This window comes from Kitasatospora sp. NBC_00039 (assembly GCF_045160625.1).
GTDB lineage: Bacteria > Actinomycetota > Actinomycetes > Streptomycetales > Streptomycetaceae > Kitasatospora.
The window spans coordinates 7,341,152-7,353,410 of record NZ_CP108289.1; the positions used below are offsets into that span (position 1 = coordinate 7,341,152).

The 12,259-nt window shown below is 70.0% G+C and carries 9 protein-coding genes; 4 read left to right on the forward strand and 5 right to left on the reverse strand.

All coding sequences use genetic code 11. From position 1 onward, the window contains the following. Positions 1 to 63 precede the first annotated feature (63 nt). The gene (locus OG286_RS32800; protein WP_396323960.1) at positions 64 to 1,269 is read left to right on the forward strand and encodes a 3-hydroxybenzoate 6-monooxygenase; all 1,206 of its coding nucleotides are present in this window, start codon (positions 64 to 66) and stop codon (positions 1,267 to 1,269) included. A 92-nt stretch (positions 1,270 to 1,361) separates the two neighbouring features. On the opposite strand, the gene OG286_RS32805 is transcribed toward OG286_RS32800, so the two are convergent. The 3 genes from OG286_RS32805 to OG286_RS32815 form a co-directional block, all read right to left on the reverse strand. Then, complete coding sequence (locus OG286_RS32805) at positions 1,362 to 1,565, reverse strand: hypothetical protein (RefSeq protein ID WP_396323961.1); 204 nt, start codon at positions 1,563 to 1,565, stop codon at positions 1,362 to 1,364. A 105-nt stretch (positions 1,566 to 1,670) separates the two neighbouring features. Continuing rightward, positions 1,671 to 2,681, reverse strand: coding sequence for a hypothetical protein (locus tag OG286_RS32810; RefSeq protein WP_396323962.1), 1,011 nt, complete (start codon positions 2,679 to 2,681; stop codon positions 1,671 to 1,673). A gap of 258 nt (positions 2,682 to 2,939) precedes the next feature. After that, positions 2,940 to 4,160, reverse strand: coding sequence for a cytochrome P450 (locus tag OG286_RS32815; RefSeq protein WP_396323963.1), 1,221 nt, complete (start codon positions 4,158 to 4,160; stop codon positions 2,940 to 2,942). 251 nt (positions 4,161 to 4,411) lie between these two features. Here OG286_RS32815 and OG286_RS32820 point away from each other — a divergent pair, with 251 nt between their 5' ends. Beyond that, positions 4,412 to 5,494 (forward strand): hypothetical protein, encoded by a 1,083-nt coding sequence (locus OG286_RS32820; RefSeq protein ID WP_396323964.1) that lies wholly within the window; start codon positions 4,412 to 4,414, stop codon positions 5,492 to 5,494. Positions 5,495 to 6,038: 544 nt separating this feature from the next. Here the strand turns inward: OG286_RS32820 and OG286_RS32825 are convergent. Both OG286_RS32825 and OG286_RS32830 read right to left on the reverse strand, forming a co-directional pair. Next, entirely contained in the window at positions 6,039 to 7,304 is a 1,266-nt protein-coding gene (locus OG286_RS32825) for a cytochrome P450 (protein WP_396325279.1), read from the reverse strand. Positions 7,305 to 7,374: 70 nt separating this feature from the next. Continuing rightward, on the reverse strand, positions 7,375 to 8,358 hold the full coding sequence (locus OG286_RS32830) for a TauD/TfdA family dioxygenase (protein WP_396325278.1): 984 nt from the start codon (positions 8,356 to 8,358) through the stop codon (positions 7,375 to 7,377). 463 nt (positions 8,359 to 8,821) lie between these two features. Here OG286_RS32830 and OG286_RS32835 point away from each other — a divergent pair, with 463 nt between their 5' ends. Then, positions 8,822 to 10,168 (forward strand): cation:proton antiporter, encoded by a 1,347-nt coding sequence (locus OG286_RS32835; RefSeq protein ID WP_396325277.1) that lies wholly within the window; start codon positions 8,822 to 8,824, stop codon positions 10,166 to 10,168. A gap of 240 nt (positions 10,169 to 10,408) precedes the next feature. After that, on the forward strand, positions 10,409 to 11,914 hold the full coding sequence (locus OG286_RS32840) for a tryptophan 7-halogenase (RefSeq protein ID WP_396325276.1): 1,506 nt from the start codon (positions 10,409 to 10,411) through the stop codon (positions 11,912 to 11,914). The last annotated feature ends 345 nt before the right edge of the window (positions 11,915 to 12,259 follow it).

Consider the following 12,259-nt stretch of genomic DNA (forward strand, 5'->3'; position numbering starts at 1 on the left):
TCCGCTGCCGGCCCTTGCCCGACAGTGACACACCATCAACCAGCGAAAGGAATGTGACGAACCATGGCACACGTCATCATCGCCGGAGGGGGCATCGGCGGGCTCGCGACGGCCCTGTCGCTTTCCCGGTCCGGACACCGGGCCACCGTGCTCGAGCGCAGCGGCACCTTCGCGGAGATCGGCGCCGGCATCCAGCTCGGCCCCAACGCCTTCCACGCTCTCGACCGCCTCGGCGTCGGTGAGAGCGTGCGCGAACGCGCGGTGTTCATCGACGAGTTGCGTTTCATGGACGGCACCACCGGCGAGCAGGTCGCCGCCATGGAACTGACCGGCGCCTACCGTGCGCGGTTCGGCAACCCGTACGCGGTGGTGCACCGCGGCGACCTCTACCAGCCGCTGCTCACCGCCTGCCAGGAGCTGGACGGCGTCGAGCTGCTCGCCGACGCCGCGGTCCAGAGCTACGAGCAGGACGCCGCGGGCGTCACCGTGCGCACCGCCGACGGGAGGGCCTTCCGCGGTGCGGCCCTGATCGGCGCGGACGGCATTCGTTCCAGTGTGCGCGCGGCGATGCTGGGTGACGGCGAACCCCGCGTCTCGGGTCACACCATCTACCGCTCGGTGATCCCGATCGAGAAGGTGCCGGAGGAGCTGCGCTGGAAGGCGGTCACGCTGTGGGCCGGACCCAAGTGGCATTTCGTGCACTACATCATCGGCGGAGGCAAGTACCTCAACCTCGCGGTCACCCGCGACGACGGGGCGGCCGTTCCCGTGAGCGGTCGGGAAGCCGAACGCGACCACGTACTCGGTCGGTTCCCCGGAATCGGTGCCACCGCCCGCCGGCTGCTGGAGCTCGGAGAAGGGTGGCGCGAGTGGGTGCTGTGCGACCGTGACCCAGTGCGGACCTGGACCGACCGGCGCGTCGCCCTGGTCGGTGACGCCGCCCACCCCATGCTGCAGTACGCGGCCCAGGGTGCCTGCCAGGCGCTGGAGGACGCCGTGGTCCTCGGCGACCTGCTCGACGGGATGGGCGAGGACGACGCGGTACAGCGCCTGGAGAAGTTCAACGCCGTACGCCATGAACGCGCGGGACGTGCCCAGCTGGTTGCCCGGCGCATGGGCAGCGAGCTGTACCACCCGGCGGGTGAGCCGGCCAAGGAGCGCAATGCGATGCTCTCCGCGCTGACGCAGACGCAGATGCACGACAAGGTTTCGTGGCTGCACGGTGACCGTGATTTCACCGACAGCGGCCTCGGGGGAACCGTCGAGTAGGTCGCGGCGGCTGACCGCGGGGGTGTATGCGGGTGCCGACAGACCAGCCGGCAGGGGCTGAGGCGTCCGATAGGTGCCGGCCGTCCACCGGATCACGACCGGTGCGAGACCGACTCCTGTGGGTTGATGACGGCCCGATACGCGCGATGGTGGCCGATCACCTGCATGAACAGTTGCTTGGAAGCGGCTGCGGCGTCCGCCCTGGCGGTTCCGTCGAGCAGCGTCGGTGTGACCAGTGCGGCCAGGAACAAGAGCGAGAAGCAGCCGAGTAGGCGGCGCCGGCCGGTCGTGAGCACGGGCCCTCCTGCAGGAGAAAGCCCCTGCTGCGTGGGGCCGTTGGTGAATGCGAAATCGCCAACCCCGCCACCTGGGGAGGCGCCGGCGCCTCCCCAGGAGCCCGGCTATTCGGGCTGCGTCGTTTCCAGGGCGCTGGAACAGACCGGGCGGGTGCGGGCGGCGTAGGAGCGGGCGGCCACGATGAGGCCGATGCCCAGACCGCCGAATGCCAGGCCGCCGAACTCGACCATCCAGATGACCCCCGAGGTGGTGGTGAACGGCGGGGACGGCTTGATCTCGGGCAGCACGCCGAGAGCCATGAGCGGGGCCATGATGGAGAGGACGGCCCCGTACATCGTCAGGGGGATGCCGGTCAGCCAGGCCGGAATCAAGGGCAGCAGGCGAGGGACCCGTCGTCCGGACAGGAACAGCGTCCAGCGGGGGAACATCTGCCCCCACACGTACAGCAGCCCCAGCAACAGGAAGATCCCGAGCATCGCGGCCAGCACGGTCACGTCGATCCCCGCCGACGCGGTTGCCTTCGACGGCCCCGACGCGCCGACGCTCGACGTCCTCTGCCAGTCGTCGCCCGCGACGCCGAGCGCGTTGCCGCCCAGCGTCCAGATGGTCTTGGCTCCCGCCCACGGGAGGAGTCCGCCCATGAGCAGGTACACGGCGACGCGGGTCCGCCTCGGGGCTCGGGCGGCGGCTGGGTGGGCGAGCGGGCCGTCGGCTGGGCCGGTGTGCGGCCGCCCGCATCGCGGGCAGTCTCCGCGAAGCCGTCGACGGTACGACAAACCGACGAGAAGCAGGAGGGCGGCACTGGCCGTGCTCAGCAGCACCTGGGCCAGCCCGGTGGCGCTCTCGATCCCCGAGAGCGTCGCGATCGTCACGAAATAGATCGGCAGCCCGTTCATTCCCACGACGAACACCGGGAGCGCCACGATCAGCGCCGTCGCCACCGCGACCCGGCCGAGCCTGGCGAGCGTTCGGGTGCTGGCCAGGCAGGCGCCGCCGGCCAGGAGCGCGAGGGCCGCCAGGAAGAGCTGGACCCCCGGCGCGTACGAAGCGTGTTCCTTCCATTGCACGGTGGTGCCCGTCGCCGCCCAGGTGACCTCGACGGCGGCGTACAACACGCCCCAGGATGCTGCTGCCACGGGCGCCCACACGGGCCACCGTCGCCACCACAACATCCGCCCCGGGCTCGGGGTCGGTGGCCGGGGAACGCCTCCTGCCTTCGAGTCCGTAAGAACAGCCACCGTGACCTCCGTACCTTCGGAATGTGCATGCACGTCAAGACTTCCCGTCGGCCGTGGTGGTCACATCCGTCGATCGGATCATCCGCCTCCCCCGCGCGGGGGAGGCGGGGTCGTGGGTGTCGGCCCGGGGGAGGATCACGGTGCGGTGCGCCTGGTCAGGGTGAGCGGCATCGAGGTGAAGCCCCAGATCAGGTTGGATTCCATTCGTGTCGGAGTACCGCGCAGTGTGGCGGTGGCCACGCGGGCCGTGAACTCCTCGAAGAAGATCGAGAGTTCACTGGTGGCCAAGGCCGATCCGAGGCAGAAGTGCGTGCCCTGCGCGAAGGCCAGGTGGCGGTTCGGGGAGCGGGTGATGTCGAAGCGGTCGGGCTGCGGGAACACCGCCTCGTCGCGGTTGGCCGCGGGCAGCCACACCGCCACCTGGTCACCTGGGCGGATCGAGTGGCCGCCGAGGACCGCCTCCTTCCGCGCCGTGCGCAGCACGTGCAGGGCGGGACTGGTGAATCGCAGGATCTCCTGCACGGCGGAGGAGATCAGACCGGGATCCGCCCGCAGCAGGTCCCACTGCTCCGGTTGCTGGATGAACGCCAGCAGTCCGCCGACCGTGGCGTGGCGGGTCGTCTCGTTGCCGCCGGAGATCAGCCCGTTGCAGTTGAGCAGGATCTCCTCGTCGGTAAGGGGGGCGCCGTCCACCAGGCCGTGTGCCAGGGCGCTGACGATGTCGTCCTGGGGGTCGCGCCGTCGTTGCCGCAGTAGGTCGTCGTAGTAGACCAGGAGTTCGGTGTGCGCCTCGGCGACGGTGTTCCGGTCGGTGCCGCCGGCTTCGTCGGCGCCGAACGCGATCATGGTGAGCTTGAGCATGAAGTCCCAGTCGGCCCTCGGGACACCGAGCATGTCGGCGATGACCGAGACCGGAAGGCGCGCCGCGACCTGGGTGAAGTCGACGTCGCCCTGATCGAGTGCGGCCTCGATCACCTCGACCGCGGTCAGCCGGATGTTGTCCGTCAGTCGCTGCACCATGCGGGGAGTGAAGGCGGAGTTGATGACCCGGCGGATCCCACCGTGCCGGGGCGGATCGGTGACGATGAGCATCTTTCCGGCGGCCGCCGCGTTGGCGACCGGGTCCGCGTCGAGCCGCATTCCTCCCGTGGAGGAGAAGGTGGCGCTGTCCTTGAGGACCTGGGTCGCCAGGTCGTGGCTCAGGACCGACCAGAAGTCGGTGGACCTGGGCCGCCGGGTCAGGAAGACCGGTTGGGTCTTGCGGAGCCTGCCCCAGACCTCCTCGATTCCGTCCTCGGTGTACCGGTGGGGACCGGACAGGTCAGGGGTGGCGCTGCTGAGCAGCGCGTCGGTCATGTCGGGCATGTTTCCGCCGTTTCGTGCGGGCTGCGGGATACCCGGCGGGGCCGCGGACTCGACGGGCTGCACCATCCTGGCCCGCCCGGCCCGGCGCGGCCGCGGCCGATTCGAAGAATTGAGTATGTGTCATACGGAGCCCGTCGAGGCGGGGACCGGTCCCGGTTTCGACTTTTCGAAGCGAACTTCCGTGCGGGCAGGGCGAACTCGTAGGGTGCACGGGACCTAGGCGGCACGGGTGGGGAGCTGGCATGACGACGAGCGAGTGGGCCGGCGGCTTCCCCGGACTCCGATCCACGCGGCACCGCCGCGGCGGACGGTCGCGGGCTCGGACGGCGCTCGCGATGGCCGGCTGTGCCGCCACGTTCGCGGTGAGCACGCTCGTCCGCCGCCGCAGTCCCGGGACGGATCCCTACCCGGGCGAGCGGCTGGTGAGGGGAGCGTCCGTCGTCGGCGGGCTGGCTCTCGGCGCGGCTCTGGCGGCGCACCCGGCGATTCCCCAACGCGTGGGTCGTGTCGCCAGGTTCGGGGCACTCGGCGCGGCCGCCGGGCTCTCCCAGGGCGGCAGCCATGTCCTCTTCGACCTGTTGGGCGCGCTTTTCCGCCGCGCGATCGGCTCGGCGGACCCGGATGCTCCCGGCGCCGACGCAGGCCGTGTCGCGGTCCGTTCCCTCGCGCTCGGCTCCGCCGCGCTGGCTTTGTCAGCCGCCGGACGGCAGGCCGCGGACGGAGTACCGCCCTGCGTGCGATGTGGGCGCCCGGCCCCCGACGGCCGCCTGCGGGCGCCGTCGTGGAGCGGCTACGCGGCCGTCGCGCTGTCCCTGCCCTATCCAGTGGTCAAGCTGGCCTGGGAGTGCGGCAGTGATGTGGGGATGACCCAGCCCGAGGTGATCCACAACATCCCCGGTGGATGGGTACCCGTTCTGCCGGCGCTGGCCGGGTCCGTGCTGTCGCTGGCACTCGTCCAGCCCTGGGGCCGGGTCTTCCCGCGGTGGGTGCCCGTCGTCGGCGGCTCCCGCGTGCCGCGCCTCCTGGTGCTGGGACCGGCTTGCTTCGGCACGGCCCTGCTGGCCCAGGTGGGGCCGGCGGCGTTCATGTCGGCTGTGCGGCAGTACTTCGGTCCGCAACAGGCGTGCGCCGACGACTTCGGTCTGCGTCCGTGGGTCCCCCTGACGTTCTACGCGTCCTGGATGCTGTGGGGTGCCGCGCTCGGCGCCGCCGCCTGGGAGTACCACCGGACGACCGCCGGGTGCCCCGCCTGTGCGCTCGGGCACGGGCCGTGGCGCAGCCCCGCGGTGGCGGGCGGCGTCCGGACCGAGGGGACGCAGGGGTGAGCAGCGCGCACGCGGCGATCGTGCGCCCGGTGCGCCGTCCGGGGCCCGTCGGCGGCTCGTCTGCTTGAGCTTCTGCGGCGCTCCCGTCCGGGACCGGCAGGACACGGTGCTACTCGATGCGGAGCCGGTGCTGTTGTGCTGGCCGCTCGGGAACGGCGGTTCACCACGCTCTTCGCCGCCGAGTGGGACGGTTTGGTCACCGATGCGGTGGTGCTGTGCGGTCGCTCGATCAGCGACCTCTGTGTGGCTGAGGCACAGCACGGGCGCCTGGGGGCGGTCGACGTCGTGACCAGGACGGAGCGGCTCGGCGCCGGCGCCCGAGCACGTTGGTCGTATGGGCAGCCCCGCCGCCCGTCCTCCGCACCCGGCAGCTGATGGGGCGGGTCGATCAGGAGCAGATTGACGCAGACCTCATCGGGTGGATGAGGAACTGTGGGGCGCGCCGGCCGCCTGCGGGCGAGGCTCGCGCGACCGCCTGATCCACACCCACGGAGCGGGTCGGGCCGCCCCCGCGTCGCGGGGGCGGCCCGACCCGCTCCGGGCGTCAGTTCAGGTGGACGAGCAGATTCAGCGGCGTGCGGGAGATGGGGCTGGGGATGTAGGGCACGTCCGGGCTGTCCGCGTGGCGCAGGCGGGGGAAGCGCTCGAGCAGGCGGCCGATGGCGATGGCCGCCTCCATGCGGGCGAGGGGCGCGCCCAGGCAGTGATGGATGCCGTAGCCGAAGGCGAGGTGCCCGGTGGTGGCGCGGGTGACGTCCAGCTCGTCGGGATCGGGGAACTGCTCGGGGTCGCGGTTGGCGGCGCCGAGCGAGAGCAGAACCGCCTGGCCCTTGCGGATGTCGACGCCCGCGACGGTCGTGGGCGCCCCGGCGATGCGGACGTTGGTGAGGAAGAGTGAGGGGTCGAAACGCAGGAACTCCTCGACGGCTCCGGACAGGAGGGTCGGGTCGCTCTCGACGAGGGCCCGCTGTTCGGGGTTGCGCAGTAGCGCGTTCACGCCGTTGCCGATCAGGCCGACGCTGGTCTCGAAGCCGGCGAGCAGCACGATGAAGGCGGTGGAGATGAGTTCCATCTCGGTGAGTTTGCCCTCCTCGGCGTCCCGGGCCTGCACCATCTGGCCGAGGAGGTCGTCGGTGGGTGTGGCGCGCCTCTCCTCGATGAGGTCCTTGATGACCTCGATGATGCGGTAGGCGATGGCTTCCCGGCCCTCGTGGGTGTTGCCGCCGGTGAAGTCGCGGGCGTTGCGGGACCAGTCCTGGAAGACGTCGCGGCGGTCCTCAGGGACGCCGAGTAGCTCGCAGATCAGGACCAGGGGGAGTTGCCAGGCCAGGCCCTCCATCAGGTCGACGGATGCGCCGTCGGCGCTCTGTCGGGCGAGGTCGTCCAGGAGTTCGTCGACGGTCTGTTCCACGCGCGGGCGCAGACGCTCGGTCTGGCGGGCGGTGAAGGCGCTGGCGAGGAGCTTGCGCAGGCGGGTGTGCTTCGGGGGGTCGGACACGACCGGGTGTTCGTTGTAGACGCGCCATATGCCGCCTTCCTCGTCGGAGACGGGGTCGTCCTCCGGGTCGGGCTTCTGGCGCAGGACCGGGTCGAGATGGGCCAGGCGGATGTCCTCGTACCGGGTGGGGACCAGCCAGCGTGTTCCGTCGGGCAGCTCCGCCCACCACACGGGTGACTTGGCGCGCAAGTCGGCGAAGAACCCGTACTGGTCCTGGACCAGTCCGGGGTCGATCAGCTGGAAGACGGGAACGCCGTCGGCGTCGGCGGACGAGGGCTGCGGGTTCTCGGCCGTCCCGGGCGCTTGCTGCATGTGCTGTGTTCTCCTTCTCCTGGGTGAAACCCGGACGACTGCCGGGATGACGACTGGAACGGCGGACGCCCTAGCGCTCCAGCACGTAGCCGTCGCCGGGCCGGTGGTCGCGCGATCGGCGCAGGTCGGCCAGGACGAAGGTCCGCTGGAGCCAACGGTCCTGGCCGTCGTAGCGGGGCTGGAAGGCGGTCCGGCCGTGCAGAGTCACGTGGTTGTCGACGATCGCCAGGTCGCCGGGCAACAGCCTTACGGTGCGGGACGCTTCGTCGAGGACCAGGGACAGCTCGGCGAGTGCCGCACGGGCTGAGGGGGTCAGCCCGGTCGTGGCGGCGAAGTCGACCCGGATGTCCGGATCGGCCGAGTCGCCGGTCAGCACCGGAAGTTCCGGGACGGGACCGCCGGCCGTGCCGAAGGACGGCGGGGGCTGGGTGCTGAACTCGGGGCGGGCGAGGTTCTCCCTGGCCTGGTCGGACAGCAGTGGCAGTGCCTCGCGGATCGAGGCCGTGCGCAGCCCGGCGACCCGGTCGTGGTCCGGGCGCAGGCAGAGCAGCATCACGTAGTCCGGGCGGTGCGGGTGGAAGGCGTTCTCGTTGTGCATCATCAGGTCCACCGACCCGGCGTTGCCCTGGAACTCCTCCCGGCCCGGCACGGGGACGACGTCCTGGACCAGTGCGCCGGACTTCTCCGCCAGGAAGGCGGCGGGATCGCCGAGCCCGCAGGCCGTCATCATCAGCAGTGCGGCCGGCCCGGTGGTGGTCCGCTGCACGGACCCGGGGACCGACGGGGTGGCCGGCAGCCGGCTTTCGTCCACCGGAAGCCCGCGCACCACCAGCACGCCCCCCGGTCCGGAGTCGCGGCGGAATTCGCGGATGCGCTGCCGGAACGTGCCGGGCAGGGACTGCCAGGAGGCCCGGGCGGCGGCTACCCAGGCATCGTCGTCGACCTCGTCCGAGACCGCCTGCAGCTGCTCGGCGATCCGGCCGATCTCCATCGATTCCGCCGGGGAGACCGTGAGGGTGGCCTCCGGGGGCGCGAGCTGTACGGCGTTGAGCATGGCTACTCCCAAGAGCCTAGGGGTGCGGTCGTCCCGCCGGCGGTGATCTCGGCCGGCACCGGCCACCGGGCGTGCTGGCCCTCGTCGTCGTTCAGTCGCACCAGCGGGTCGGTTGTCCGGGACGTGGATACGTCGTTCTGCCGACCGCGCGGGATCGGTCCCCCGGTCGGGCAGCGGCGATGGAAGGGACACAGCCATCCTGGCCCGGCCGGTCGCTGTGGTCGCCGGTGCTTCCAAGACTTGAATATGTGCACTGCCCCACCCGGCGGTAGGCGACACTCTGCTCATCGCGTCAGACCGCCTCACGGGGCCGGGGAGTTCGGTCCACGGGGCATTTCGGGCGGAACGGCGAATAGTTGGCGTGACCTCGACATGCGTATCGAAGTGGATCACCCAGGGCCTCGGGTCCGCTCCCGGCGTGCGGCGATTTCTTCCCGAGCAGTCAACCGATTGGGAGACAACTGTGACTGCATCCCTTCCGACGCCGGCCATACCCGCCCATCAACTGCTGGTCTTTCTCGCCCAGCTCGGTGTTCTGCTGCTTTTCGCCCTGTTGCTCGGACGGCTGGCCGTAAAGATCGGCATGCCCGCGGTGGTCGGCGAGCTGTGCACCGGCGTGCTGTTCGGCCCGTCCGTACTTGATCGAATTGCACCCTCCGTTTCCGAATGGCTGCTGCCGAAGGCGCCGACGCAGTTCCATCTCCTCGACGCGGTGGGCCAGGTCGGCGTCCTGCTCCTGGTCGGCATGACCGGGATCGAAATGGATCTGAAGCTGATACGCCGTAGACGGAGCACGGCCCTCGGCGTCGGTATCGCCGGCCTGGTACTGCCGCTCGGCCTCGGCGTGGCCGCCGGCTGCCTGGTACCCGATTCGCTGATGCCGGGGACCACCAACCGGGCGGTGTTCGCGATGTTCCTCGGTGTGGCCCTCTGTGTCAGCGCGCTTCCCGTCATCGCGAAGACCTTCGCCGACATGAACCTCATCCATCGCAACATCGGCCAACTCACCCTGGCCGCCGGAATGGTGGACGACCTCGTCGGGTGGACGCTGCTGTCGGTGGTGTCGGCGATGGCGACGAGCAGCGTCACCGTCGGCACTGTCGCTTCGTCCGTGGGCTGTGCACTGCTCGTCGTGCTGGCGGCCGTGACGCTGGGTGCGCCGACGGTTCGGTGGGCGACCTCCCGGGCTGAACGGTCCCCTGAAGCAGGCCCGTCGATCGCCACGGTCACCGTGGTCATCGTGCTGAGCGCGGCGGCCACCCAGGCGCTCGGTCTGGAAGCGGCGCTCGGCGCCTTCATCGCCGGTGTGCTCATCGGTACGAGCGGCAGGGTCGACCTGGCCAGGCTCGCTCCGCTGCGGTCGATCGTCATGGCGGTGTTCGCACCGTTGTTCTTCGCCACCGCGGGTCTGCGGATCGATCTCACCGTGCTCCGTCATCCGGCGGTGCTCGCCGCCGCCGTCGCCGTGCTCCTGGTCGCCGTCCTCGGCAAGTTCTCCGGTGCGTTCCTCGGTGGAATGATCGGCCGGCTCGACCGGTGGGAGGCGCTCGCCCTCGGCGCCGGAATGAACGCCCGTGGCGTCATCCAAATCGTCGTGGCGACCGCCGGTCTGCGGTTGGGCGTGCTCAACACCAGCAGTTTCACCATCATCATCCTGGTGGCCATCGTGACCTCGGTCATGGCGCCGCCGATTCTGCGCTTCGCCATGCAGCGCGTCGAGCACACCGCGGACGAAGAGCTCCGGCGGCGCGACTACGCGGCCTTTACCGGGTCATCGGAATCCCTGCACGGCACTCATCCTCCGGTCTGATTTCGCGTCACGACTGTTGACATCTCGCGTCACCCTGGCCAAGAATCTGCCTCCAGTCGCAGGTTGGACATGCGTCGGGAACGCACCTTTTCTGGGCGATGCGACTCATTTCCCGACTCCCGCATTTTTGCGCCGGGTTGAGCCCCAAATGCGTGGCGATCACGATTCCATGCTCCACGACCGCGAAAACTCACTCGAGCAACCTCGAAAACCACTCCGCAATCCTCTCAAGGAGAAGAAATGCAGCAAACTGCCGGAACGTCACCGGAACGTGAGGACTTCGATGTCGTGGTGGTCGGCGGCGGTCCCGCCGGATCCACGGCTGCCGCACTCACCGCCATGCGGGGCCATCGCGTGTTGCTCCTGGAGAAGGAGACCTTCCCGCGGCACCAGATCGGCGAGTCGCTGCTCCCCGCGACCATCCACGGAGTCTGCAGACTGCTCGGCGTGACCGAGGAGCTCGCGGCCGCGGGCTTCACGAAGAAGAGAGGCGGAACGTTCCGCTGGGGCTCCAGCCCGGAGCCGTGGCGGTTCGACTTCGCGATCTCGCCCCGCCTCGCCGGCCCCACGTCGTTCGCCTACCAGGTCGAACGCATGAAGTTCGACCAGATCCTGCTGGAGAACGCGCGCACCAAGGGTGCGGACGTCCGGGAGAACCACACCGTCCTCGGGGTTGTCGAGACGGGCGACCGGATCACCGGAGTGCGGTACCGGGGGCCGGACGGCGTCACCCGCGAGGCCGCCGCGAAGTTCGTCATCGACGGCTCCGGGAACCTCAGCGCGCTGCACCGCAGCGTGAGCGGGACCCGCGAGTACTCCGAGTTCTTCCAGAACGTGGCGATCTACGGGTACTTCGAGGGTGGCGAGCGGCTGCCGGCGCCCAACTCAGGGAACATCTTCTCCGTCGCCTTCGACGAGGGCTGGTTCTGGTACATCCCGCTGAGGGACGACCTGACGAGCGTCGGCGCCGTCGTCGCCAAGGAGTTCGCCTCGAAGGTGCAGGGCGATCCGGAGAACGTGCTGGCGCACTTCATCGACAGGTGCCCCGAGGTCAAGCGGATGCTCGGTGACACGCCCAGGATCACCGAGGGGCCGTACGGCAAGGTCCGGGTCAGGAAGGACTACTCCTACCTGAACACCACCTTCTGGAAGCCCGGGATGGTGCTCGTCGGCGACGCCGCGTGCTTCGTCGACCCCGTCTTCTCCTCCGGGGTCCACCTCGCCACCTACAGCGCGCTGTTGGCGGCACGGTCGATCAACAGCGTCCTCGACGGGACAGTCGGCGAGGAGCAGGCGTTCGCCGAGTTCGAGGGTCGCTACCGGCGTGAGTACTCGCTCTTCTACGAGTTCCTGATCTCCTTCTACGACATGCACGTCGACGAGAGCTCGTACTTCTGGAAGGCGAAGAAGGTCACCAACACGACCGACACCGAGATGGAGGCGTTCGCGACCCTCGTCGGCGGGGTCGCCTCCGGTGAGCAAGCCCTGACCACGATGTCGGCGAAGCAACGCATCCGCGAGACGTCGGAGACGCTGGAGACGTCGGTCGCGTCGCTGAGCGAGGACGGCGAGAACAGGAACCCGCTGTTCAAGTCGAGGATCGTGGGCGACGTCATGCGCGAGGGGTCGCAGGTGCAGGCCCGTGCCATGCTCGGCGAGGACTACGAGGACGAGCAGCCGTTGTTCGACGGCGGGCTGATCTCCACCGCGGACGGCCTGAGCTGGGAGCCGCCGAAGTCACGGTGAACCCGGTGACGGTCCGCGGACCGTCACCGGGCGATCGTGCCTGACACGGGGCCCTGCCCTGATCCCTGGGACACCAAGGGTCGGGGCAGGGCCTTTCGCGGTTCTTCTGCCGTACGTGTGGATGCGCTGATCCGTCGGCCCGCACGGATGGTCTCCGGGCCGCAGCCGGCCGCTCTCTCTCGCATGCATCAGGCTGCCATCGCATCGCGGTGGCAGCCTGATGGTTTCCGGTGTCGGTCCTGCGGGACCGGTCGGCTCCGCGGAGTGCCGCAGAGCCGGGGACCGGCACGGGAAAGGCCCGGACGGCCGCCGATACGGCGGCCGTCCGGGCCGGGAGCCCCGCCC